The organism is Pseudomonas shirazensis (genome assembly GCF_050496565.1).
Lineage (GTDB): Bacteria > Pseudomonadota > Gammaproteobacteria > Pseudomonadales > Pseudomonadaceae > Aquipseudomonas > Aquipseudomonas shirazensis_A.
The window spans coordinates 37,081-61,528 of sequence record NZ_JBNWAE010000008.1 but is presented as its reverse complement, the minus strand read 5'-3'; the positions used below and the strand labels follow the sequence as shown (position 1 = coordinate 61,528).

Genomic DNA, 24,448 nt, shown 5'->3' with positions numbered 1-24,448 from the left:
GAATACGAGAATTTTTACAGCATCTGTCAGGGCGCATGAGTCATGTGTAGCGGCAGGTGCTGGCGGCACGGCGCGGAACGCGCAGAGCTTTGCCGAACGCCCACAAGAGTGCAAATGACCTATGTCCAAGCGTGATTATTATGAGGTCCTGGGGGTCGAGCGCGGCGCCAGTGAAGCTGACCTCAAAAAGGCCTACCGCCGACTGGCGATGAAGTACCACCCGGACCGTAACCCGGGCGACAAAGAATCCGAAGACATGTTCAAGGAGGCCAACGAGGCCTACGAAGTGCTGTCTGATGCGAGCAAGCGCGCAGCGTTCGACCAATACGGTCACGCTGGTGTCGACCCAAGCATGGGCGGCGGCGGTGCAGGCTTCGGTGGCGCCAACTTCTCCGACATCTTCGGTGATGTGTTCAGCGACTTCTTCGGCGGCAGCCGGGGTGGTGGCCGTGGTGGCGCCGCACGCGGCAGCGACCTGCGTTACACCCTCGAGCTGAACCTGGAAGAAGCCGTGCGCGGCACCACGGTCAACATCCGTGTACCGACGCTGGTCAACTGCGAGCCGTGCGACGGCAGCGGCGCCAAGAAGGGCTCGACCCCGTCGACCTGCCCGACCTGCGGCGGTATCGGCCAGGTGCGCATGCAGCAGGGCTTCTTCTCGGTGCAGCAAACCTGCCCGCGCTGCCATGGCCAGGGCAAGATCATCACCGACCCGTGCGGTTCGTGCCACGGCGAAGGCCGTGTCGAAGAGTACAAGACGCTGTCGGTCAAGGTTCCGGCTGGGGTCGATACCGGCGACCGCATTCGCCTGTCCGGCGAAGGCGAGGCGGGCGCCCATGGCGGCCCGACTGGCGACCTGTATGTCGTGATCAACGTGCGTGAGCACGCGATCTTCCAGCGTGACGGCAAGCACCTGTACTGCGAAGTACCGATCAGCTACACCGACGCTGCCCTGGGTGGCGAGCTGGAAGTGCCGACCCTGGATGGTCGGGTCAAGTTGAAGATCCCGGAAGGCACCCAGACCGGCAAGCAGTTCCGCTTGCGTGGCAAGGGCGTCGCGCCGGTACGTGGCGGTGGCGCCGGTGACCTGCTGTGCCGGGTCGCGGTAGAAACCCCGGTCAACCTCAGCCGTCGTCAGCGTGAGCTGCTCGAAGAGCTGCGTGACTCGCTCGAAGGCGACAGCTCCCATTCGCCCAAGGCCAGCGGTTGGTTCGAGGGTGTGAAGCGCTTCTTCGGCGATCTCTGACAAGGAACAGGCTATGCGACGTATTGCGGTAATGGGTGCAGCAGGGCGGATGGGCAAGATCCTCGTCGAAGCTGTACAGCAACAGGCGCCAAGCGCCGGCCTCACGGCCGCCATCGACAAGCCCGACAGCTCGCTGGTCGGGGCTGATGCAGGTGAGTTGGCGGCGCTGGGCCGGATCGGTGTGACCATCTCCGGTGACCTGGCCAAGGTTGCCGATGAGTTCGACGTGCTGATCGACTTCACGCATCCGTCGGTCACTCTGAAAAACCTGGCGTTCTGCCGCAAGGCGGGCAAGGCCATGGTCATCGGTACGACCGGTTTCTCGGCAGAAGAGAAACTGCTGCTGGCCGAAGCCGGCAAAGACATCCCGATCGTGTTTGCCGCCAACTTCAGCGTGGGCGTCAACCTGTGCCTGAAGCTGCTCGACATCGCTGCGCGGGTGATGGGTGACGAGGTCGACATCGAGATCAGCGAAGCGCATCACCGGCACAAGGTCGATGCACCGTCGGGTACCGCGTTGCGCATGGGTGAAGTGGTTGCTCAGGCGCTGGGGCGTGATCTGCAGGAAGTGGCGGTGTATGGGCGTGAAGGCCAGACTGGTGCGCGTGATCGGCAGACGATTGGGTTTGCTACTGTGCGGGCTGGGGATATCGTGGGTGATCACACGGTGCTGTTTGCTGCTGATGGTGAGCGGGTCGAGATTACCCATAAGGCCTCTAGTCGTATGACCTTTGCCAAGGGCGCGGTGCGTGCTGCGCTTTGGCTGGATGGGCGGGAGCCTGGGTTGTATGACATGCAGGATGTGCTTGAGCTGCACTGATTAGGTTTGGCTTTGGATTGCTGGGGCTGCTTTGCAGCCCTTTCGCGACACAAGGCCGCTCCTACAGAGACCGCGCACGACTGGCTGACGCGGTCCCTGTAGGAGCGGCCTTGTGTCGCGAAAGGGGCGCGCAGCGCCCCCAAAATTTCAGATCCCAACCCACCCCTGTCGCCAATCTGTGCATTTTCGACACATGCGCGGTAGACCAAAATCACTGTTTTCTGTAAGCTACAGCTTTAGTGTGTTCACTAAAAGCGCGCAGAGATATTCAGCACATGAAGCGGGGTGACGTGTCCATACGTCACTCCGCTTTTTTGCAACCTGCGATCGCCCTTTCAGGCTTTATTTACGGGAGGTCTTCTTGACTAAGCCAGCCATACTCGCCCTTGCTGATGGCAGCATTTTTCGCGGTGAAGCCATCGGTGCCGACGGCCAGACTGTTGGAGAGGTGGTGTTCAACACCGCTATGACCGGCTACCAGGAAATCCTTACAGACCCTTCCTACGCCCAGCAAATCGTTACCCTGACTTACCCGCACATCGGTAACACCGGCACCAACCCGGGCGACGCAGAATCCGACCGCGTCTGGTCGGCTGGCCTGGTCATCCGTGACCTGCCGCTGGTTGCCAGCAACTGGCGCAAGACCCAGTCGCTGTCCGAGTACCTGAAAGAGCACAACGTGGTTGCCATCGCTGGCATCGACACCCGTCGCCTGACCCGCATCCTGCGTGAGAAGGGCGCTCAGAACGGCTGTATCCTGGCCGGTGACAACATCAGCGAAGAAGCCGCCATCGCAGCTGCTCGCGGCTTCCCGGGCCTGAAGGGCATGGACCTGGCCAAAGAAGTTTCCACCAAAGAGCGTTACGAGTGGCGCTCCAGCGTGTGGGACCTGAAAACCAACGACCATGCCGAAATCGCCGCTGCCGACCTGCCGTACCACGTGGTCGCCTTCGACTACGGCGTCAAGCTGAACATCCTGCGCATGCTGGTTGCGCGTGGCTGCCGCGTGACCGTGGTGCCGGCGCAAACCCCGGCCAACGAAGTGCTCGCGCTCAATCCGGACGGCGTGTTCCTGTCCAACGGCCCAGGCGATCCTGAGCCATGCGACTACGCCATCCAGGCGATCAAGGAAGTGCTCGAGACCGAGATTCCGGTGTTCGGCATCTGCCTGGGCCACCAGCTGCTGGCCCTGGCCTCCGGCGCCAAGACGGTGAAAATGGGTCACGGCCACCACGGTGCCAACCACCCAGTGCAAGACCTCGACACCGGCGTTGTCATGATCACCAGCCAGAACCACGGTTTTGCTGTTGACGAAGCGACCCTGCCAGGCAACGTGCGGGCGATCCACAAGTCGCTGTTCGACGGTACCCTGCAGGGCATCGAACGCACCGACAAGAGCGCCTTCAGCTTCCAGGGTCACCCTGAAGCAAGCCCAGGCCCGACTGACGTCGCGCCGCTGTTCGATCGTTTCATCGATGCCATGGCCAAGCGCCGCTGAGCATTCGCCATCCAGGCCCCGGACCAGCCTTGGCTGCGTCCGGCAGCGCCTGACCTGAGCATGTTCAAGCCGGCTTGCCGACTGACCCGCGGATTTGAGTGAGCACCCAATGCCAAAACGTACAGACATTAAAAGCATCCTGATTCTCGGCGCTGGCCCGATCGTTATCGGCCAGGCCTGCGAATTCGACTACTCCGGCGCCCAGGCGTGTAAAGCGCTGCGCGAGGAAGGCTATCGCGTCATCCTGGTGAACTCCAACCCAGCCACCATCATGACCGACCCGGCCATGGCCGACGCCACCTACATCGAGCCGATCAAGTGGCAGACCGTTGCCAAGATCATCGAGACCGAGCGTCCGGACGCGCTGCTGCCAACCATGGGTGGCCAGACCGCACTGAACTGCGCCCTGGACCTGGAGCGCGAAGGCGTTCTGGAAAAGTTCGGCGTAGAGATGATCGGCGCCAACGCCGACACCATCGACAAGGCTGAAGACCGCTCGCGTTTCGACAAGGCCATGAAGTCCATCGGCCTTGAGTGCCCGCGTTCGGGTATCGCCCACAGCATGGACGAAGCCAACGCAGTGCTCGAGAAGCTTGGCTTCCCATGCATCATCCGCCCGTCGTTCACCATGGGCGGCACTGGCGGCGGCATCGCCTACAACCGTGAAGAATTCGAAGAAATTTGCGCTCGCGGCCTCGACCTGTCGCCGACCAAAGAGCTGCTGATCGACGAATCGCTGATCGGCTGGAAAGAGTACGAGATGGAAGTGGTCCGCGACAAAAAGGACAACTGCATCATCGTCTGCTCGATCGAAAACTTCGACCCGATGGGCGTGCACACCGGTGACTCGATCACCGTTGCTCCAGCGCAGACCCTGACCGACAAGGAATACCAGATCATGCGCAACGCCTCGCTGGCGGTGCTGCGTGAAATTGGCGTTGAAACCGGCGGTTCCAACGTTCAGTTCGGTATTTGCCCGGACACCGGCCGTATGGTCGTGATCGAGATGAACCCACGGGTTTCCCGTTCCTCGGCGCTGGCCTCGAAAGCCACCGGCTTCCCGATCGCCAAGATCGCCGCCAAGCTGGCGGTGGGTTACACCCTCGACGAGCTGACCAACGACATCACTGGCGGCCGCACCCCAGCGTCGTTCGAGCCGTCGATCGACTACGTCGTGACCAAGCTGCCGCGCTTTGCCTTCGAGAAATTCCCGAAAGCCGACGCCCGCCTGACCACTCAGATGAAGTCGGTCGGTGAAGTCATGGCCATCGGCCGGACCTTCCAGGAATCCCTGCAGAAAGCCCTGCGCGGCCTGGAAGTCGGCGCCTGCGGCCTCGACCCGAAAGTCGACCTGAGCAGCCCAGAAGCCGCCAGCATCCTCAAGCGCGAGCTGACCGTGCCAGGCGCCGAGCGTATCTGGTACGTCGCCGACGCCATGCGCTCGGGCATGACCTGCGACGAAATCTTCGCCCTGACCGGTATCGACCACTGGTTCCTGGTGCAGATGGAAGACCTGATCAAGGACGAAGAGAAGGTCAAGACCCTGGCCCTGTCGGCCATCGACAAAGACCTGATGCTGCGCCTCAAGCGCAAGGGCTTCTCCGACCAGCGCCTGGCTGTACTGCTGGGTGTGACCGACAAGACCCTGCGTCGCCACCGGCACAAGCTGGAAGTGTTCCCGGTGTACAAGCGCGTTGACACCTGCGCCGCCGAGTTCGCCACCGACACCGCCTACCTGTACTCGACCTACGAGGAAGAGTGCGAGGCCAACCCGTCGACTCGCGACAAGATCATGATCCTCGGTGGCGGCCCGAACCGTATCGGCCAAGGCATCGAGTTCGACTACTGCTGCGTTCACGCAGCGCTGGCGCTGCGTGAAGACGGCTACGAGACCATCATGGTCAACTGCAACCCGGAAACCGTCTCCACCGACTACGACACCTCCGACCGCCTGTACTTCGAGCCGCTGACGCTGGAAGACGTGCTGGAAGTGTGCCGCGTCGAGAAGCCAAAAGGCGTGATCGTCCATTACGGTGGCCAGACTCCCCTGAAACTGGCTCGCGCCCTGGAAGAAGCCGGCGTGCCGATCATCGGTACCAGCCCTGACGCCATCGACCGCGCCGAAGACCGTGAGCGCTTCCAGCAGATGGTGCAGCGCCTGAACCTGCTGCAGCCGCCTAACGCTACCGTGCGCAGCGAAGAAGAAGCGATCCGCGCTGCCGGCGTGATCGGTTACCCGCTGGTGGTACGTCCTTCGTACGTGCTCGGCGGCCGCGCCATGGAAATCGTCTACGAACTGGACGAGCTCAAGCGCTACCTGCGTGAAGCGGTACAAGTGTCCAACGACAGCCCGGTGCTGCTCGACCACTTCCTCAACTGCGCCATCGAGATGGACGTGGATGCGGTCTGCGACGGCACCGACGTGGTCATCGGCGCGATCATGCAGCACATCGAACAGGCCGGCGTTCACTCCGGTGACTCGGCGTGCTCGCTGCCACCGTACTCGCTGCCGGCTCATGTGCAGGACGAAGTGCGCGAGCAGGTCAAGAAGATGGCACTGGAACTGGGCGTGGTTGGCCTGATGAACGTGCAGCTGGCCCTGCAGGGCGACAAGATCTACGTGATCGAAGTCAACCCGCGCGCCTCGCGTACCGTACCGTTCGTGTCCAAGTGCATCGGCACCTCGCTGGCGATGATTGCCGCCCGCGTCATGGCCGGCAAGACCCTCAAGGAAATCGGCTTCACCAAGGAAATCATTCCTAACTTCCATAGCGTCAAGGAAGCGGTGTTCCCGTTCGCCAAGTTCCCAGGGGTTGACCCGATCCTCGGCCCTGAGATGAAATCCACCGGTGAAGTCATGGGTGTCGGCGACAGCTTCGGTGAAGCCTTCGCCAAGGCCCAGATGGGTGCCAGCGAAGTACTGCCAACCGGCGGCACTGCGTTCATCAGCGTGCGTGACGACGACAAGCCACAAGTGGCTGGCGTTGCCCGCGACCTGATCAACCTCGGCTTTGAGCTGGTGGCCACCGTTGGTACCGCCAAGCTCATCGAAGCCGCCGGCCTGAAAGTACGTCGTGTGAACAAAGTGACCGAAGGTCGCCCGCACGTGGTCGACATGATCAAGAACGACGAAGTGTCGCTGATCATCAACACCACCGAAGGCCGCCAGTCGATCGCCGATTCCTACTCGATTCGTCGCAATGCGCTGCAGCACAAGATTTACTGCACCACTACCATTGCGGCCGGTGAAGCCATCTGTGAAGCGCTGAAGTTCGGCCCTGAAAAGACCGTGCGGCGCTTGCAGGATCTGCACGCAGGACTCAAAGCATGAGCATTACCAAATACCCGATGACCGTCCAGGGCGCTCGCGCCCTGGAAGAAGAGCATCTGTTTCTGAGCAAGACCGAGCGTCCGCGCCTGAGCCAGGCAATTGGTGAAGCGCGCGAGCTGGGCGACCTCAAGGAAAACGCCGAGTACCATGCCGCCCGTGAGGAGCAGGGCATGGTCGAGGCGCGTATCCGCGACATCGAAGGCCGTCTGCAAAACGCCGTGGTGATCGACGTGACCACCATCCCGCATTCGGGCAAGGTCATTTTCGGCACCACCGTGGAGCTTGCCAACACCGAAACCGATGAGCGTGTGACGTATCAGATCGTGGGTGAAGATGAAGCCAATGTGAAGATCGGCAAGCTCTCGGTCGGTGCACCTATCGCCCGTGCCATCATTGGCAAGGAAGAGGGTGATATTGTCGTGATCAAGACGCCTAGCGGCACGGTCGAGTACGAGATTGTCGAAGTCAAACACATCTGATCGGCGCCTGCGGGCGCCTTCCCTCGAGGGGATCCTCTGGCAGCTGTCCCAGGTATTCTGGGTCGGCGGCCTGTGGGTATTCCATGTCGGGCTGGTGCCTGCACTCAAGGTCACCGGGCTGGCGCCGTTGCTGGTGCAGGACGTCGCAACGCAGATCGACCGCTGGTTGGTCGGCGTGGCCTGGTTGGGTTTGATGGTGCAGTTGGCGGTGCTGGCGAGGGTCGATGGCCTGCCGGCCTGGTGGAGGCAGTTTCGCGGGCAGATGCTGTTGCTCGGCTTTGCTGCCTGCGTCAGCTATTACACGCTACGCTACGGTATATCCGTAGGTGAGCGCTGGCAGATGTTCTGCTTTTTGGTATTGGGTTTTTCCGGCATCGTGCTGGTAGCCCAGCCCGTCCCGGTCAGGGCGCGCCAGGCGCGCCGCTGAGCGGAGCCACCGTCACTTGTAGCGGTGGATGTTCGACAGTTGCTTGTTTGGCTGTGGGTTCTTGCGGTAGATCAGCGCTTTTTTGCCGATGGTCTGCACCAGCTCAGCACGGCCAGCCTTGCACAGCCCGGCGATTGCGGCTTTGCGTTCTTCGCGATCTTCCGAGCGAATTTCGACTTTGATCAGCTCATGGTCAGCCAGAGCACGATCCAGTTCGGCGATCACGCCTTCGTTAAGACCGTTGCCGGCAACAATCAGGACCGGCTTGAGGTCGTGACCAATAGACTTGTACTGCTTCTTCTGCTCGTTGTTGAGCGGCATAATCTGACCCTTTTCGTCTGATTCTGTAAAATTGGAAGCCATTTTACCCGAGCGCCCGTGGCTGCGCCCAGTCAATCACGAAGCTATTCATCGAGGTGCCCCTTGGTACAGCGTTCCAAAAGCAGCCAGAACTGGCTGACAGAGCATTTCAACGACCCTTTCGTCAAACAGGCGCAAAAGGACGGCTACCGCTCGCGAGCCAGCTACAAGCTGCTGGAGATCCAGGAAAAGGACCGTTTGATCCGTCCTGGCATGAGCGTGATCGACCTTGGCGCGGCGCCAGGGGGCTGGTCGCAGGTGACCAGTCGTCTGATTGGTGGCAAAGGCCGCCTGATCGCGTCCGACATTCTCGAGATGGACTCGATCCCGGATGTGACCTTCATTCACGGCGACTTTACCGAGGATTCAGTGCTGCAGAGCATTCTTGCCGCGGTAGGTGATTCGCATGTGGACCTTGTGATTTCCGATATGGCCCCCAACATGAGTGGTACGCCTGAGGTAGACATGCCCAAAGCCATGTTCCTCTGCGAGTTGGCGCTTGATCTGAGCACCCGGGTGTTGCGCCCAGGCGGAGATTTCGTGATCAAGATCTTCCAGGGTGAAGGTTTTGATGTGTTCCTCAAGGACGTGCGTCGCAAATTCGACAAGGTACAGATGCGCAAGCCGAGTTCGTCCCGAGACCGCTCCCGTGAGCAATACATGGTAGCTAAAGGCTTCAAAGGGGCGTGAGATAGCGGCTTGAGCAGCTGCCGATAGGTAAATCCAATCAGCCGCTGCGTCAGGATCGTCCGAACTTCGTGTAGTCTGGTTTCACAAAGGGTTACAGACGGTGCCTGCGGTTGCGCAGGTAATGTAGTAAGTTAGGGCGATGAATATCATGCGAGGCACGGCTGCGTCGTTGCGCCGACCTCAGAGGGTAGCTAATTGAACGACATGGCAAAGAATCTGATCCTGTGGTTGATCATCGCTGCCGTCCTTGTGACGGTGATGAACAACTTCTCCAGCCCGAACGAGCCGCAAACCCTCAACTATTCTGACTTCATTCAGCAGGTCAAGGACGGTAAGGTCGAGCGCGTCACCGTCGACGGCGCCATCATTACCGGCAAACGCTCTGACGGCGACACCTTCAAGACCGTGCGTCCGGCCATCGCCGACAACGGCCTGATCGGCGACCTGGTCAACAACAACGTGGTTGTTGAGGGCAAGCAGCCTGAGCAGCAGAGCATCTGGACTCAACTGCTGGTTGCCAGCTTCCCGATCCTGGTGATCATCGCGGTGTTCATGTTCTTCATGCGCCAGATGCAGGGCGGTGCCGGCGGCAAGGGCGGGCCGATGAGCTTCGGCAAGAGCAAGGCGCGGCTGCTGTCGGAAGATCAGGTCAAAACCACCTTGGCTGACGTCGCCGGTTGCGACGAGGCCAAGGAAGAAGTCGGCGAGCTGGTCGAGTTCCTGCGCGATCCGGGCAAATTCCAGCGCCTGGGCGGTCGTATCCCGCGTGGCGTGCTGATGGTAGGCCCGCCAGGTACCGGTAAAACCCTGCTGGCCAAGGCCATTGCCGGTGAAGCCAAGGTACCGTTCTTCACCATTTCTGGTTCCGACTTTGTCGAGATGTTCGTGGGTGTCGGTGCGAGCCGTGTTCGCGACATGTTCGAGCAAGCCAAGAAGCACGCGCCGTGCATCATCTTCATCGACGAAATCGATGCCGTCGGTCGCCACCGTGGCGCCGGCATGGGTGGTGGTCACGACGAACGTGAGCAGACCCTCAACCAGTTGCTGGTCGAGATGGACGGCTTTGAAGGCAACGACGGCATCATCGTGATTGCCGCGACCAACCGCCCTGACGTACTTGACCCGGCGCTGCTGCGTCCTGGTCGTTTCGACCGTCAGGTTGTGGTGGGCTTGCCAGACATCCGTGGCCGTGAGCAGATCCTCAAGGTGCACATGCGCAAAGCGCCGATTGGCGACAACGTCAATGCCGCTGTTATTGCCCGTGGTACTCCAGGCTTCTCCGGTGCCGACCTGGCCAACCTGGTCAACGAAGCAGCGCTGTTTGCCGCACGTTCGAGCAAGCGCGTCATCGAGATGAAAGAGTTCGAGCTGGCCAAAGACAAGATCATGATGGGCGCCGAGCGCAAAACCATGGTCATGTCCGAGAAAGAGAAACGCAACACGGCCTTCCACGAAGCCGGTCACGCCATCGTTGGTCGCGTCGTGCCTGAGCATGACCCGGTCTACAAGGTATCGATCATTCCGCGTGGTCGTGCCCTGGGTGTGACCATGTTCCTCCCTGAGGAAGACCGTTACAGCCTGTCCAAGCGTGCGCTGATCAGCCAGATCTGCTCGCTGTATGGCGGCCGTATCGCCGAAGAGATGACCCTGGGCTTCGATGGCGTCACCACCGGTGCCTCCAACGACATCATGCGCGCCAGCCAGATCGCTCGTAACATGGTTACCAAGTGGGGCCTGTCGGAAAAACTCGGCCCGCTGATGTACGCTGAAGAAGACGGCGAAGTGTTCCTCGGACGCAGTGCCGGTGCACAGCAGACCAGCGTTTCCGGCGAAACCGCCAAGCTGATCGACTCCGAAGTGCGCAGCATCATCGACCACTGCTACGCCACGGCCAAGCAGATTCTCACCGAGAATCGCGACAAGCTCGACGCCATGGCCGAGGCTTTGATGAAGTACGAAACCATCGATGCCGATCAGATCGACGACATCATGAATGGCCGTACCCCGCGTGAGCCTCGTGATTGGGACAACAACGACACCGGTCCATCGGGTACGTCGGCCTCCCAGGATGATCGTCCGGAGTCGCCGATCGGCGGTCCAGCGGCTCAAATCTAAGGTTTATCATGACCTCACAGCTGTACCCGACCCGGTTGCCTTGCGGCAACCGGGTTCTTGATTTGTCGCATACCCATGTCATGGGTATCCTCAATGTCACCCCTGATTCGTTCTCCGATGGCGGTCGCTTCAGCCAGCGCGACGAGGCCCTGCGTCATGCAGAAGCCATGGTCGCCGCCGGCGCAAGCCTGATCGACATCGGTGGCGAGTCGACCCGTCCGGGTGCCCGTGCGGTATCGGTGACCGAAGAACTCGAGCGCGTTGCGCCCATGGTCGAGGCAATCAGCAGCCGCCTCGATGTGGTGATCTCGGTCGACACCTCGACGCCTGCGGTGATGCGTGAGTCGGCCAGGCTGGGTGCCGGGCTGATCAACGATGTGCGCGCGTTGGAGCGTGATGGGGCACTCGATGCCGCCGCTGCGACCGGTCTCCCGGTGTGCCTGATGCACATGCGCGGCGATCCGGACAACATGCAGAACAACCCGCATTACGACGACGTGACCGTCGACGTGACGCGTTACCTTGAGCAGCGTATGGCCGCCTGTGCCGCGGCTGGAATCAGTGCCGAGCGCATCGTGCTCGACCCCGGTTTCGGTTTCGCCAAGACGCTGGATCACAACCTCAGCCTGTTCAAACACATGGAAGCGCTCTATCGCCTGGGGCGGCCATTACTGGTCGGTGTCTCGCGCAAGAGCATGATCGGCCTGGCCTTGAATCGCCCGGTCGGTGAGCGCTTGTATGGCAGCCTGGCCCTGGCCGCGCTGGCCATGACCAAGGGCGCAAGCATTCTGCGTGTGCATGATGTGGCTGAGACCGTCGACGTGGTGCGCATGATCGCTGCCGTGCAAAACGCCGAATAAGAACAGTGGAGTTCCTATGAGCAAAAAATACTTTGGTACGGATGGTATCCGTGGACGCGTTGGCGTCGCTCCGATTACCCCTGACTTCATGCTCAAGCTTGGCTGGGCGGCCGGCATGGCCTTCCGCAAGCAGGGCGCCTGCCGCGTGCTGGTGGGCAAGGACACGCGGATTTCCGGTTACATGTTCGAGTCTGCGCTGGAGGCCGGGTTGTCTGCGGCCGGCGCCGATGTGATGCTGCTCGGGCCGATGCCGACCCCGGCCATCGCCTACCTGACCCGCACCTTCCACGCCGAGGCGGGGATCGTCATCAGTGCTTCGCACAATCCGCATGACGACAACGGCATCAAGTTCTTCTCCGGCCAGGGCACCAAGCTGCCTGACGAAGTCGAGCTGATGATCGAAGAGCTGCTCAATCAACCGATGCAGGTGGTCGAGTCGAGCAAGCTGGGCAAGGTTTCGCGCATCAACGACGCTGCCGGTCGTTACATCGAATTCTGCAAGAGCAGCGTGCCCAGCGGCACCAGTTTCGAAGGCCTCAAGCTGGTCATCGACTGCGCCCATGGTGCCACCTACAAAGTAGCGCCAAGCGTATTCCGTGAGCTGGGGGCGGATGTCACCGTGCTGCATGCCGAGCCGAACGGGCTCAACATCAACCTCAACTGTGGCTCGACCCATATTGAGTCGCTGCAGGCGGCGGTGCTGGTCGGTCATGCCGATCTGGGCATTGCCTTCGATGGCGACGGTGACCGTGTGCTGATGGTCGACCACACCGGGGCGATCGTCGATGGCGACGAGCTGCTGTTCATCATTGCCAGAGACCTGCAGGAGCGTAACAAGCTGCAGGGTGGGGTGGTCGGTACCCTGATGAGCAATCTCGGCCTGGAGCTGGCCCTCAAGGACCTGGACATCCCGTTCGTGCGGGCCAAGGTCGGTGACCGTTATGTGATGGCGGAGCTGACCGAGCGCGACTGGCTGATCGGTGGGGAAAACTCCGGTCACGTGGTGTGCTGCAACCACACCAGCACCGGTGACGCGATCATCGCAGCGCTGCAGGTACTGATGGCGCTCAAGCGCCGTGGCGAGAACCTGGCGCAAACCCGTCAGGCCCTGCGCAAGTGCCCGCAAGTGTTGATCAACGTGCGCTTTGCCGCTGGCCAGGTCGACCCGCTGGAGCACCCGGCAGTGATTGAAGCCAGTGCCAAGGCGACCGAGGCGATGGCCGGTCGTGGCCGCGTGTTGCTGCGCAAGTCCGGCACCGAGCCGCTGGTGCGGGTGATGGTCGAAGGTGATGACGAAAGTCAGGTCCGCGGCCATGCCGAAGCCCTGGCCAAGGTGGTTGCTGAAGTTTGTGCTTGAAAGGCTCTTGCCAGCGCAGATCTGGTTGGGTAAGATCTGCGCCCACTTTGACCGACGAGGTAAAGCATGCGTCGCCCCATGGTAGCTGGTAACTGGAAGATGCATGGTACCCGCGCTAGCGTCGCTGAGCTGACCGAAGGCCTGGGCAATTTGTCCTTGCCAGCCGGTGTCGAAGTTGCGGTATTTCCACCCGCGCTGTTTGTCACTGAGGTGATTAACGGCCTGCAGGGTAAAGGGATTACCGTAGGTGCACAGAATTCTGCTATACAGCCTGAGCAAGGCGCGCTGACCGGCGAAGTTGCACCGAGTCAGTGGGCTGAAGTCGGTTGCAAGTTGGTGTTGATTGGTCACTCGGAGCGTCGCCAGATCATTGGCGAAACAGACGAAGTGCTCAATCGCAAGTTTGCAGCGGCACAGGCTGGTGGTTTAACGCCAGTGCTCTGTGTAGGGGAAACCCTCGAAGAGCGTGAAGCGGGCAAGACGCTTGAAGTTGTTGGGCGTCAACTAAGCAGTATCATCGACGCGTGCGGTGTTAAGGCTTTGGCCAATGCGGTAATTGCTTATGAGCCTGTTTGGGCGATTGGCACAGGTTTGACGGCCACGCCGCAACAAGCTCAGGATGTGCACGCTGCCATCCGCGCTCAATTGCAGGTGCTGGACGCGGAAGTTGCTGATAATATGCGACTTCTCTACGGCGGTAGCGTAAAAGCGGCCAATGCGGCCGAACTGTTCGGTATGCCGGACATCGATGGGGGGCTCATTGGTGGAGCTTCCCTGAACGCAGACGAATTCGGTGCAATTTGTCGCGCCGCAGGACACTGATCAAATGATTGAAACCGTCGTAGTTGTTTTCCATTTGTTGGCTGCGCTGTCGTTGGTAGCGTTGGTCTTGTTGCAACAAGGTAAGGGTGCAGAAGCAGGCGCATCTTTCGGCGCAGGGGCCTCAAACACTGTGTTCGGAAGCCAGGGCTCGGCAACCTTCCTAAGTAAATTCACTGCTGTACTCGCTGCCACTTTCTTTTTAACTGCACTTGGGTTAGGATACTTCGCAAAGGAGAAGGCTCACGAGCTGACTCAAGCAGGTTTGCCAAATCCGGCAGTATTGGAAGTTCAGCAGCCTAAGCCGGCAGTTAATGATGATGTACCGGTGCTCCAGGAACAGAAGAGCAACACTGCCCCAGCGGGTGATGTAGTTCCTCCAACCGAAGAGCAGAATTAACGGGTTTCAAATTGTAGTATTGCCGAGGTGGTGGAATTGGTAGACACGCAACCTTGAGGTGGTTGTGCCCATAGGGTGTAGGGGTTCGAGTCCCCTTCTCGGTACCAATTGAAGCAAGAGAGCCCGCTTTAGCGGGCTTTCTTGTCGGTGGAAGTCTGATTGACCCCGCCAGGGGTTCAGTCTTATACTTTCGCCCCAGCTTTGTCGCGGGGTGGAGCAGCTTGGTAGCTCGTCGGGCTCATAACCCGAAGGTCGTTGGTTCAAATCCAGCCCCCGCAACCAGTTTTGAGCGGAGCCCCTTTTCAGGGGCTTTTTGCTAGCCGAACAGTTTTGGCGTCGTTGTCCAACGGCGCTTTCAGGGATGGGCGCTTCGCCCATTTTTTATTTGCACAGCATGCACGAGGGGGTTCAGGTGTCGAGCAAGCTAGAACAGTTGCAGGCCTTGTTGGCCCCGGTTGTCGAGGGGCTGGGCTATCAATGCTGGGGGGTGGAATTCATCGCCCAGGGCAAGCATTCGGTCTTGCGTGTCTATATCGACAAGGAAGGCGGCGTGCTGGTGGATGACTGCGCAATTGTCAGTCGTCAGGTCAGCGGCGTTCTCGATGTCGAAGATCCGATCAGCTCCGAATATACCCTCGAGGTGTCCTCTCCTGGCATGGAACGCCCACTGTTCACGCTCGAACAGTATGCCTCGCATGCCGGCGAACAAGTGAAGATCAAGCTGCGTTCACCCTTCGAGGGTCGTCGCAACTTCCAGGGCCTTCTCCGCGGCGTGGAGGAGCAGGATGTGATCGTCCAGGTTGACGATCAAGAGTTCCTGCTACCGATCGACTCGATCGAAAAGGCCAATATTATTCCCAGTTTTGACTGAGACGTGCCGGGCCCGGTGACTAGACCGGGCCCAATGGCTTGCGCAAGGCGAGGCGTACGATGAGCAAAGAAGTACTGCTGGTTGTTGAATCGGTATCCAACGAGAAGGGCGTCCCACCGGGCGTGATCTTCGAAGCGCTGGAAGTGGCTCTGGCCACTGCAACCAAAAAACGTTTTGAAGACGAAGTCGACCTGCGTGTGGAAATCAACCGCCACACCGGTAACTACGAGACTTTCCGTCGCTGGACCGTGGTCGATGAGCAGGATCTTGATGATCCGGCGATCGAAACCTGGCTGGACAAGATCCACGAGACCCATCCTGAAGCCAAGGTGGGTGACGTGATCGAGGAGAAGATCGAGTCGATCGAGTTCGGTCGTATCGCCGCTCAGACCGCCAAGCAGGTCATCGTGCAGAAAGTTCGCGAGGCCGAGCGCGCCCAGGTGGTCGACGCTTACCGCGAACGCGTGGGCGAGATCATCTCCGGCACCGTCAAGAAGGTCACCCGCGACAACGTTATCGTCGACCTGGGCAACAATGCCGAAGCATTGCTGGCTCGTGAAGACATCATTCCACGCGAGACCTTCCGCGTCGGTGTGCGCTTGCGCGCACTGTTGAAGGAAATCCGCACCGAGAACCGCGGTCCGCAGCTGATCCTGTCGCGCACTGCGCCACAGATGCTGATCGAACTGTTCACTATCGAAGTGCCGGAAATTGCCGAAGGCCTCATCGAGGTCATGGCCGCTTCCCGTGACCCGGGTTCGCGCGCCAAGATCGCCGTTCGCTCCAAGGACAAGCGCATCGACCCGCAAGGTGCCTGTATCGGCATGCGCGGTTCGCGTGTGCAGGCGGTGTCCGGCGAGTTGGGCGGTGAGCGTGTGGATATCGTCCTCTGGGACGAGAACCCAGCGCAGTTCGTCATCAACGCCATGTCGCCGGCTGAAGTCGCGGCGATCATCGTCGATGAAGATGCCCACGCCATGGACATCGCTGTTGGCGAGGACAACCTGGCCCAGGCCATCGGTCGTGGTGGTCAAAACGTTCGTCTGGCAAGCCAGCTTACCGGCTGGACCCTGAACGTGATGACCGAGAAGGACATCCAGGCCAAGCAGCAAGCCGAGACTGGCGACATCCTGCGCAACTTCGTCGACGAGCTGGAAGTCGATGAAGAACTGGCCCAGGTGCTGGTCGACGAAGGCTTCACCAGCCTGGAAGAAATTGCCTACGTACCGTTGGAAGAAATGCTCAACATCGATGGCTTTGACGAGGATATCGTCAACGAGCTTCGCGCTCGTGCCAAGGACCGCCTGTTGACCAAAGCCATCGCTACCGAGGAAAAACTGGCAGACGCCCATCCGGCCGAAGACCTGCTCTCTCTTGAGGGTATGGACAATGACCTGGCGGTTGAACTGGCGGTGCGCGGCGTGGTTACCCGCGAAGACCTGGCCGAGCAGTCGATTGACGACCTGCTCGACATCGACGGCATCGACCAAGAGCGTGCCGGCAAGTTGATCATGGCCGCCCGAGCCCACTGGTTCGAGTAATTAGGCGCGGCCTGAGGAGAGAAGTGCATGACGCAAGTCACGGTGAAAGAATTGGCCCAAGAGGTCGCTGCACCGGTTGAGCGCCTGCTGCAGCAGATGCGTGAGGCGGGTTTGCCGCACACCGACGCCGGTCAGGTAGTGACCGACAATGAGAAGCAGGCATTGCTGACTCATCTGAAGAGCAGCCACAAGGCAAAGGCGGAAGAGCCGCGCAAGATCACCTTGCAGCGCAAAACCACCAGCACCCTGCGTGTCGCCGGTAGCAAGAGCATCAGCGTAGAAGTACGCAAGAAGAAAGTTTTCGTTCAGCGCAGCCCGGAAGAAATCCAGGCTGAGCAGGCGCGTGAGCTGGAAGAGCGTCGCGTGGCTGAAAACGCCGCACGCGAAAAAGCCAACGCCGATTCGCGTCAGCGTATCGCCGAGCGTGACGCCCCGCAGGCTGCTGTTGCGAGCAAGCCTGAGCCTGTTGCCGCCGCTGCTCCTGCAGCCGCTGCACCGGCCCCGGCAGCTGCGCCGCAAGAGCCTCTGACCGAGGAAGCAGCGGTTCGCGCCGCCGAGCGCAAGAAAGAAGAAGTGCGCCGCACCGAAGACCGTGCCCGCAACGAAGACCGTCGCGGCCGTGGCGAAGCGCCGCGCGTGTCGGTCAAGGTCAAGGTCAAAGAGAAAGAAAAGACCCCGACTCCGCGTGCTGCTCCGCGTACTACCGAAGAAGAAAGCGATGGCTTCCGTCGCGGTGGCCGTGGCAAGGGCAAGCTGAAGAAGCGCAACCAGCATGGCTTCCAGAGCCCTACCGGCCCGGTTATCCGTGCCGTGAGCATCGGCGAGACCATCACCGTCTCCGAGCTGGCCAACCAGATGTCCGTCAAGGGCGCTGAAGTGGTCAAGTTCATGTTCAAGATGGGTACTCCGGTCACCATCAACCAGGTCCTCGACCAGGAAACTGCACAGCTGGTAGCTGAAGAGCTTGGCCACAAGGTCACGCTGGTCAGCGACACCGCGCTGGAAGATTCCCTGGCCGAATCGCTGAAGTTCGAAGGTGAAGTCACCTCGCGTGCTCCGGTCGTGACCGTAATGGGCCACGTTGACCACGGTAAGACCTCGCTGCTCGACTACATCCGTCGTGCCAAGGTTGCTGCTGGCGAAGCCGGTGGTATCACCCAGCACATTGGTGCCTACCACGTCGAAACCGACCGTGGCATGGTCACCTTCCTCGACACCCCGGGTCACGCCGCGTTTACTCAGATGCGTGCCCGTGGTGCCAAGGCGACCGACATCGTCATCCTGGTGGTGGCGGCGGACGACGGCGTGATGCCGCAGACCCGTGAAGCTGTTCAGCATGCGAAAGCCGCTGGCGTGCCACTGGTTGTTGCAGTGAACAAGATCGACAAGCCAGGCGCTGACCTCGACCGCATTCGTAACGAACTGTCGGTAGAAGGCGTGACCTCTGAGGAATGGGGTGGCGACACTCCATTCGTCAAGGTTTCGGCGAAGATGGGTACCGGCGTCGACGAACTGCTTGAAGCCGTTCTGTTGCAGGCCGAGATCCTCGAGCTGTCGGCCACCCCTACCGCGCCTGGTCGTGGTGTGGTTGTCGAATCGCGTCTGGACAAGGGCCGCGGCCCGGTCGCTACCATCCTGGTTCAGGACGGTACGCTGCGTCAGGGCGACATGGTCCTGGTCGGCTCCAACTATGGCCGCGTGCGCGCCATGCTTGACGAGAACGGCAAGCCAGTCAAAGAAGCCGGCCCATCGATCCCGGTCGAGATTCTCGGCCTCGATGGCACGCCGGAAGCCGGTGACGAGCTGTCGGTAGTCGGCGACGAGAAGAAAGCCCGCGAAGTTGCCCTGTTCCGTCAAGGCAAATACCGCGAGGTCAAGCTGGCCCGTGCTCACGCTGGCAAGCTGGAAAACATCTTCGAGACCATGGGTCAGGAAGAGAAGAAGACCCTCAACATCGTCCTCAAGACCGATGTTCGTGGCTCCCTGGAAGCACTGCAGGGTTCGCTCGGCGGTCTGGGCAACGACGAGGTGCAGGTCCGTGTGATTGGTGGCGGTGTCGGTGGTATCACCGAGAGCGATGCCAACCTGGCCCTGGCGTCCAACGCGGTGCTGTTCGGCTTTAACGTGCGGGCCGATGCCGGCGCGCGCAAGATCGTCGAGCAGGAAGGTCTGGATATGCGTTACTACAACGTAATCTACGACATCATCGAAGACGTCAAGAAAGCCCTGACCGGCATGCTCGGCAGCGATGTTCGCGAGAACATCCTGGGCGTTGCAGAAGTACGTGATGTGTTCCGTTCGCCGAAGTTCGGCGCCGTCGCTGGCTGTATGGTCATCGAAGGTACCGTGTACCGCAACCGTCCGATTCGCGTTCTGCGCGAAGACGTTGTGATCTTCGAAGGCGAGCTGGAATCGCTGCGTCGCTTCAAGGACGACGCTGCCGAAGTTCGTGCCGGCATGGAGTGCGGTATTGGCGTCAAGAGCTACAACGACGTCAAGGTCGGCGACAAGATCGAAGTCTTCGAGAAAGTCCAGGTGGCTCGTACCCTGTAAGGGTCGAGCTGGCAGATGCCCCGCCCCAGGGCGGTTGGCAACGCCTCTGCAGGTAGCGCCCGGTCAGGCTTCACGCCTGGCCGGGCGTTTGCCGCTTTAAGTTACAGGTAGCAACGAATGGCAAAAGAATACAGCCGTACCCAACGCATTGGCGATCAGATGCAGCGCGAGCTTGCCGAGCTGATCCGCCGTGAAGTGAAAGATCCACGCGTCGGCCTGGTGACCATCACCGCCGTCGACGTCAGCCGCGACGTGGGCCATGCCAAGGTGTTCATCACCGTCATGGGCCAGGAAGAGGAACCTGATGCGGTCAAGCAGTCGGTCAAGGCGTTGAACAACGCTGCGAGCTTCCTGCGTCTGCACCTGGGCCGCTCGATGCAGCTGCGCAGCGTGCCGCAACTGCACTTCCATTACGATGAGAGCGTCAGCCGCGGGGTTCACCTGTCGGCACTGATCGAGCGTGCCGTGGCAGAAGACCGCCAGCACCAGGATCCCGTCGAGCCGGACACCAAGGAGTAATCGGTGGCCCAGGTCAAACGAATCCGCCGCGACGTCAGCGGCATCATCCTGCTCGACAAACCGTTGGGGTTCACCTCCAACGCAGCGTTGCAAAAGGTCCGCTGGTTGCTCAATGCCGAGAAGGCCGGTCATACCGGCAGCCTCGATCCTCTGGCCAGTGGCGTGCTGCCGCTGTGCTTTGGCGAAGCGACCAAGTTTTCGCAGTACCTGCTCGATTCCGACAAGGGCTACGAAACCGTCATGCAGATGGGGCAGACCACCACCACGGCAGACGCCGAAGGTGAGGTCCTGCAGACCCGTGAGGTGACCGTTGGTCGCGCCGACATCGAGGCAGCCCTGCCTCAATTTCGCGGCCCGATCAGCCAGATACCGCCGATGTACTCGGCCCTCAAGCGTGATGGCCAGCCATTGTACAAACTGGCGCGTGCGGGAGAGGTAGTGGAGCGCGAGGCGCGTTCTGTTACTATTAACCGCTTGGAGCTGCTCGAGTGCGAAGGCACTCGTGCGCGTCTGACGGTAAATTGCACCAAAGGCACCTATATCCGCACCCTGGTGGAAGATATCGGTGAAGTGTTGGGCTGTGGCGCTTATGTGGCCGAGCTGCGTCGGACCCAGGCTGGGCCCTTCGAGCTGGCACAGACAGTGACGCTCGAAGAGCTCGAGCAAGCCCACGCCGAGGGTGGCAACGAAGCGCTCGACCGCTTCCTGATGCCTTCCGACAGCGGCCTGCTTGACTGGCCTGTGGTGCAGTTGTCAGAGCACAGCTCGTTCTACTGGCTGCATGGCCAGGCAGTACGTGCACCGGATGCGCCGCAGTTCGGCATGGTCCGGGTGCAGGATCACAATGGTCGCTTCATCGGTATCGGTGAAGTGAGCGAAGACGGGCGCGTTGCGCCACGTCGCTTGATTCGGTCGGAATGACCGATACTTGCGTTGCCGGCATGAGCCGATAGCGCAAGACACGAGGGTGGCTGTCAGTAGGCACGGTCACAGCTCTTTTATTAATACAGGGTTCGTCCCTGGCCTATTGGACCCCGCTTGCGGGATCCGTTTAACTGGAGATGCCAAATGGCCCTCAGCGTTGAAGAAAAAGCACAAATCGTTACCGACTACCAGCAAGCCGTCGGCGACACCGGCAGCCCAGAAGTGCAGGTTGCACTGCTGACTGCCAACATCAACAAACTGCAAGGTCACTTCAAGATCAACGGTAAAGACCACCACTCGCGTCGTGGCCTGATCCGTATGGTTAACCAGCGTCGTAAGCTGCTGGACTACCTGAAGGGCAAAGACACCACCCGTTACAGCACCCTGATCGGTCGTCTGGGCCTGCGTCGCTAATAGCGGCCTGGCTAGTGGTGGGCGTGGCGGGTCGCAAGCTTTGGCAGCGCTGCTTCAGCGTTGCCGACGGGCACGTCATGCGTATCTTCGAGGTTGGCAGCCTGGTCTTGCCGAGCGGTTTATCCGCTCGGCAGCCAGGCTCCCAGCCTCGAGTTGTATCTGGACGGTCAATGGGGCCGATTCCCCGTTCTGCCCAAGAATTCGCAAGAAACCAGTTCCCCCAGAGCCATTGAAAAGGTAGGAAACCGTGAACCCGGTAATCAAGAAATTCCAGTTCGGTCAATCGACCGTTACCCTCGAAACGGGCCGCATTGCCCGTCAGGCCACCGGCGCAGTCCTGGTCACCGTCGATAACGATGTCACCGTGCTGGTGACCGTGGTCGGTGCCAAGCACGCAGACCCAAGCAAAGGCTTCTTCCCGCTGTCCGTGCACTACCAGGAAAAAACCTACGCCGCTGGCAAGATCCCTGGTGGTTTCTTCAAGCGTGAAGGCCGTCCTTCCGAGAAAGAGACGCTGACCTCGCGCCTGATCGACCGTCCGATCCGTCCGCTGTTCCCGGAAGGCTTCATGAACGAAGTGCAGGTTGTCTGCACCGTCGTGTCGACCAGCAAGAAAACCGATCCGGACATCGCTGCGATGATCGGTACTTCGGCTGCCCTGGCGATCTCCGGCATCCCGTTCGAAGGCCCGATCGGCGCCGCCCGTGTTGCCTTCCATGAAAGCACCGGCTACCTGCTGAACCCAACCTACGAGCAACTGGCTGCCTCGAGCCTGGACATGGTCGTAGCCGGTACCGACAGCGCTGTGCTGATGGTTGAATCGGAAGCCAAAGAGCTGACCGAAGACCAGATGCTGGGCGCCGTACTGTTCGCCCACGACGAATTCCAGTCGGTCATCCAGGCTGTCAAAGAGCTGGCTGCCGAAGCTGGCAAGCCGACCTGGGACTGGAAACCAGCCGTTGCCAACACCGAGCTGTTCAACGCCATCCGCGCTGAATTCGGCGAAGGCATCTCGCAGGGCTACACCATCACCGTCAAGGCCGACCGCTACGCGCGTCTGGGCGAGCTGCGTGATCAGGCGATCGCCAAGTTCTCCGGTGAAGAAGGCCAGCCTTCGGCTTCCGTGGTCAAAGAAATCTTCGGCGAAATCGAATACCGCACCGTTCGCGAAAACATCGTCAACGGCAAGCCACGTATCGACGGTCGCGACACCAAGACTGTACGCCCGCTGAACATCGAAGTCGGCGTTCTGCCCAAGACCCACGGTTCGGCGCTGTTCACCCGTGGCGAAACCCAGGCCCTGGTCGTTGCGACCCTGGGTACTGCGCGTGATGCACAACTGCTCGACACCCTCGAAGGCGAGAAGAAAGACCCGTTCATGCTGCACTACAACTTCCCACCGTTCTCGGTAGGTGAGTGTGGTCGTATGGGTGGTGCTGGCCGTCGCGAAATCGGTCACGGCCGTCTGGCCCGTCGTTCGGTTCAGGCCATGCTGCCTGCTGCTGACGTGTTCCCGTACACCATCCGTGTGGTATCGGAAATCACCGAGTCGAACGGTTCGAGCTCGATGGCGTCGGTTTGCGGTGCTTCCCTGGCCCTGATGGACGCTGGTGTGCCGATGAAGGCGCCAGTTGCCGGTATCGCCATGGGCCTGGTCAAGGAAGGCGACAAGTTCGCCATCCTCACCGACATCCTCGGTGACGAAGACCACCTCGGCGACATGGACTTCAAGGTAGCCGGTACCGCCAAAGGTGTTACCGCACTGCAGATGGACATCAAGATCAACGGCATCACCGAAGAGATCATGGAAATCGCCCTGGGCCAGGCCCTGGAAGCGCGCTTGAACATCCTCGGCCAGATGAACCAGATCATTGGTACTTCGCGTACCGAGCTGTCGGCCAACGCGCCGACCATGATCGCGATGAAGATCGACACCGACAAGATCCGTGACGTTATCGGTAAAGGCGGCGCGACCATCCGTGGTATCTGTGAAGAGACCAAGGCTTCGATCGACATCGAAGACGACGGCTCGATCAAGATCTTCGGCGAAACCAAAGAAGCCGCCGAAGCAGCTCGCCAGCGCGTCCTGGGCATCACTGCCGAGGCCGAAATCGGCAAGATCTACGTCGGCAAGGTTGAGCGCATCGTCGACTTCGGCGCATTCGTCAACATCCTGCCTGGCAAAGACGGCCTGGTGCACATCTCGATGCTCAGCAATGAGCGCGTGGAGAAAGTCACCGACGTGCTGAAAGAAGGCGAAGAGGTTGAAGTACTGGTACTGGACGTGGACAACCGCGGCCGTATCAAGCTGTCGATCAAAGACGTTGCGGCAGCCAAGGCTTCCGGCGTTTAAGACAGCTGTAGTGGTATGAGGTAGACCCTTCGGGGTTGCGCTGATGTCCAGCGCATAGGGGCCGCTGTGCGGCCCATCGCGACACGAGGCCAGGTGCCCCTGGTTCGCGATGGGTCTCACAGCGGCCCTTTTTATTTGCCCGTGTAGGAGCGGCCTTGTGTCGCGAAAGGGTCGCGCAGCGGCCCCTGCTGTTGCAGCTTCGCAGCCGACATCTGCGGGCCAGCCTTGCTGGCGTTTCGCGACACAAGGCCGCTCCTACATCGTCCGTGCCCATCTTTGGTCAGCAAAAACCTTTGGGGTACTTGCATCTTGCATGCAGAGTTTTGCTCCGGCTTGCAAAATGCACGAAAAAGCAAATTCTGATAAATACCTAACCTATTGATTTATATGGTTTTTACCGGCTTTAAAAAGTTGGCACAGCCCCTGCAATAGTCTATTCATCTGACGCCAACTGACTCGGCGCAGACCTTTCGACAACAGGAGTGACCCGTATGAAGAAGTTCGCCATTGCTGCCGCTACTGCTACCGCTCTGACTCTGACCATGGCTAATGCTGCGTTCGCTCAGCAAGCTGTCCAGGCTCCAGTTATGCTGGCGTCCAACACTGTCGACAGCGCCAAGCAAGAAGGCTCCGATGCCTGGATCACTACCAAGCTCAAAGCTGATCTGCTGACCGAGAATGGCGTGCCTGGCACCGACATCAAGGTCGAGACCAACCACGGCGTAGTTTCGCTGTCCTCCGATACAGCCATTACTGCAGCGCAAAAAGAAGCTGCAGTGAAGATGGCCAAGGCAATCAAAGGCGTTAAAGACGTCTCGGCTGCCGGCCTGAAGGTCCAATAAGGATTGCTGCGTAGGCCAGATGGATCTGG

21 protein-coding genes and 2 tRNA genes are annotated in these 24,448 nt (G+C 60.2%); 22 read left to right on the top strand and 1 reads right to left on the bottom strand.

Annotated elements, in window-relative coordinates; genetic code table 11:
• Positions 1–121: 121 nt before the first annotated feature.
• The 6 genes from dnaJ (at position 122) to ACQZ2L_RS13360 (ending at position 7,801) form a co-directional block, all read left to right on the top strand.
• Positions 122–1,246, top strand: a complete 1,125-nt coding sequence (gene dnaJ, locus ACQZ2L_RS13385) for a molecular chaperone DnaJ (RefSeq protein WP_430326541.1) — start codon at positions 122–124, stop codon at positions 1,244–1,246.
• A 13-nt stretch (positions 1,247–1,259) separates the two neighbouring features.
• Positions 1,260–2,066 (top strand): 4-hydroxy-tetrahydrodipicolinate reductase, encoded by an 807-nt coding sequence (dapB, locus tag ACQZ2L_RS13380; protein ID WP_314877906.1) that lies wholly within the window; start codon positions 1,260–1,262, stop codon positions 2,064–2,066.
• Positions 2,067–2,427: 361 nt separating this feature from the next.
• Complete coding sequence (carA, locus tag ACQZ2L_RS13375; protein WP_340612711.1) at positions 2,428–3,564, top strand: glutamine-hydrolyzing carbamoyl-phosphate synthase small subunit; 1,137 nt, start codon at positions 2,428–2,430, stop codon at positions 3,562–3,564.
• Positions 3,565–3,673: 109 nt separating this feature from the next.
• Complete coding sequence (gene carB, locus ACQZ2L_RS13370; protein WP_430326538.1) at positions 3,674–6,895, top strand: carbamoyl-phosphate synthase large subunit; 3,222 nt, start codon at positions 3,674–3,676, stop codon at positions 6,893–6,895.
• Between the two features lie 2 nt (positions 6,896–6,897).
• On the top strand, positions 6,898–7,374 hold the full coding sequence (greA, locus tag ACQZ2L_RS13365) for a transcription elongation factor GreA (protein WP_430326697.1): 477 nt from the start codon (positions 6,898–6,900) through the stop codon (positions 7,372–7,374).
• Positions 7,352–7,801, top strand: coding sequence for an MFS transporter (locus ACQZ2L_RS13360; RefSeq protein WP_101322164.1), 450 nt, complete (start codon positions 7,352–7,354; stop codon positions 7,799–7,801). Before greA ends, ACQZ2L_RS13360 begins: the two co-directional genes overlap by 23 nt.
• A gap of 12 nt (positions 7,802–7,813) precedes the next feature.
• Here the strand turns inward: ACQZ2L_RS13360 and yhbY are convergent, their stop codons facing one another.
• Positions 7,814–8,122 carry a ribosome assembly RNA-binding protein YhbY gene (gene yhbY / locus ACQZ2L_RS13355; protein WP_430326535.1) on the bottom strand — a complete coding sequence of 103 codons (309 nt, stop codon included), beginning with the start codon at positions 8,120–8,122 and terminating at the stop codon, positions 7,814–7,816.
• A gap of 102 nt (positions 8,123–8,224) precedes the next feature.
• Here yhbY and rlmE point away from each other — a divergent pair, with 102 nt between their 5' ends.
• The 16 genes from rlmE (at position 8,225) to ACQZ2L_RS13275 (ending at position 24,419) form a co-directional block, all read left to right on the top strand.
• Positions 8,225–8,851, top strand: a complete 627-nt coding sequence (gene rlmE, locus ACQZ2L_RS13350; RefSeq protein WP_101322162.1) for a 23S rRNA (uridine(2552)-2'-O)-methyltransferase RlmE — start codon at positions 8,225–8,227, stop codon at positions 8,849–8,851.
• Positions 8,852–9,055: 204 nt separating this feature from the next.
• Positions 9,056–10,966, top strand: coding sequence for an ATP-dependent zinc metalloprotease FtsH (gene ftsH / locus ACQZ2L_RS13345; protein WP_314877909.1), 1,911 nt, complete (start codon positions 9,056–9,058; stop codon positions 10,964–10,966).
• Positions 10,967–10,974: 8 nt separating this feature from the next.
• Entirely contained in the window at positions 10,975–11,826 is an 852-nt protein-coding gene (gene folP, locus ACQZ2L_RS13340; RefSeq protein WP_150572260.1) for a dihydropteroate synthase, read from the top strand.
• A gap of 16 nt (positions 11,827–11,842) precedes the next feature.
• Entirely contained in the window at positions 11,843–13,183 is a 1,341-nt protein-coding gene (glmM, locus tag ACQZ2L_RS13335) for a phosphoglucosamine mutase (RefSeq protein ID WP_430326532.1), read from the top strand.
• 66 nt (positions 13,184–13,249) lie between these two features.
• Positions 13,250–14,005, top strand: a complete 756-nt coding sequence (gene tpiA, locus ACQZ2L_RS13330) for a triose-phosphate isomerase (RefSeq protein ID WP_101322158.1) — start codon at positions 13,250–13,252, stop codon at positions 14,003–14,005.
• Between the two features lie 4 nt (positions 14,006–14,009).
• Positions 14,010–14,402 (top strand): preprotein translocase subunit SecG, encoded by a 393-nt coding sequence (gene secG / locus ACQZ2L_RS13325; RefSeq protein WP_430326529.1) that lies wholly within the window; start codon positions 14,010–14,012, stop codon positions 14,400–14,402.
• Between the two features lie 21 nt (positions 14,403–14,423).
• A tRNA-Leu gene (locus tag ACQZ2L_RS13320) sits at positions 14,424–14,509 on the top strand.
• A 98-nt stretch (positions 14,510–14,607) separates the two neighbouring features.
• Positions 14,608–14,684: transfer RNA gene (locus ACQZ2L_RS13315), tRNA-Met, on the top strand.
• Between the two features lie 130 nt (positions 14,685–14,814).
• Positions 14,815–15,273, top strand: coding sequence for a ribosome maturation factor RimP (gene rimP / locus ACQZ2L_RS13310; RefSeq protein WP_430326696.1), 459 nt, complete (start codon positions 14,815–14,817; stop codon positions 15,271–15,273).
• A 59-nt stretch (positions 15,274–15,332) separates the two neighbouring features.
• On the top strand, positions 15,333–16,814 hold the full coding sequence (gene nusA / locus ACQZ2L_RS13305; protein WP_430326527.1) for a transcription termination factor NusA: 1,482 nt from the start codon (positions 15,333–15,335) through the stop codon (positions 16,812–16,814).
• Positions 16,815–16,841: 27 nt separating this feature from the next.
• Complete coding sequence (gene infB / locus ACQZ2L_RS13300) at positions 16,842–19,367, top strand: translation initiation factor IF-2 (RefSeq protein WP_430326524.1); 2,526 nt, start codon at positions 16,842–16,844, stop codon at positions 19,365–19,367.
• A gap of 117 nt (positions 19,368–19,484) precedes the next feature.
• Positions 19,485–19,886: a 30S ribosome-binding factor RbfA gene (gene rbfA / locus ACQZ2L_RS13295; protein WP_101322154.1), complete on the top strand. Its 402-nt coding sequence runs from the start codon at positions 19,485–19,487 to the stop codon at positions 19,884–19,886.
• Between the two features lie 3 nt (positions 19,887–19,889).
• Positions 19,890–20,807, top strand: a complete 918-nt coding sequence (truB, locus tag ACQZ2L_RS13290) for a tRNA pseudouridine(55) synthase TruB (protein ID WP_430326521.1) — start codon at positions 19,890–19,892, stop codon at positions 20,805–20,807.
• Positions 20,808–20,954: 147 nt separating this feature from the next.
• Complete coding sequence (gene rpsO / locus ACQZ2L_RS13285) at positions 20,955–21,224, top strand: 30S ribosomal protein S15 (RefSeq protein WP_101322152.1); 270 nt, start codon at positions 20,955–20,957, stop codon at positions 21,222–21,224.
• A 247-nt stretch (positions 21,225–21,471) separates the two neighbouring features.
• Complete coding sequence (gene pnp, locus ACQZ2L_RS13280) at positions 21,472–23,577, top strand: polyribonucleotide nucleotidyltransferase (RefSeq protein WP_430326518.1); 2,106 nt, start codon at positions 21,472–21,474, stop codon at positions 23,575–23,577.
• 491 nt (positions 23,578–24,068) lie between these two features.
• The gene (locus tag ACQZ2L_RS13275) at positions 24,069–24,419 is read left to right on the top strand and encodes a BON domain-containing protein (RefSeq protein WP_430326516.1); all 351 of its coding nucleotides are present in this window, start codon (positions 24,069–24,071) and stop codon (positions 24,417–24,419) included.
• Positions 24,420–24,448 lie beyond the last annotated feature (29 nt).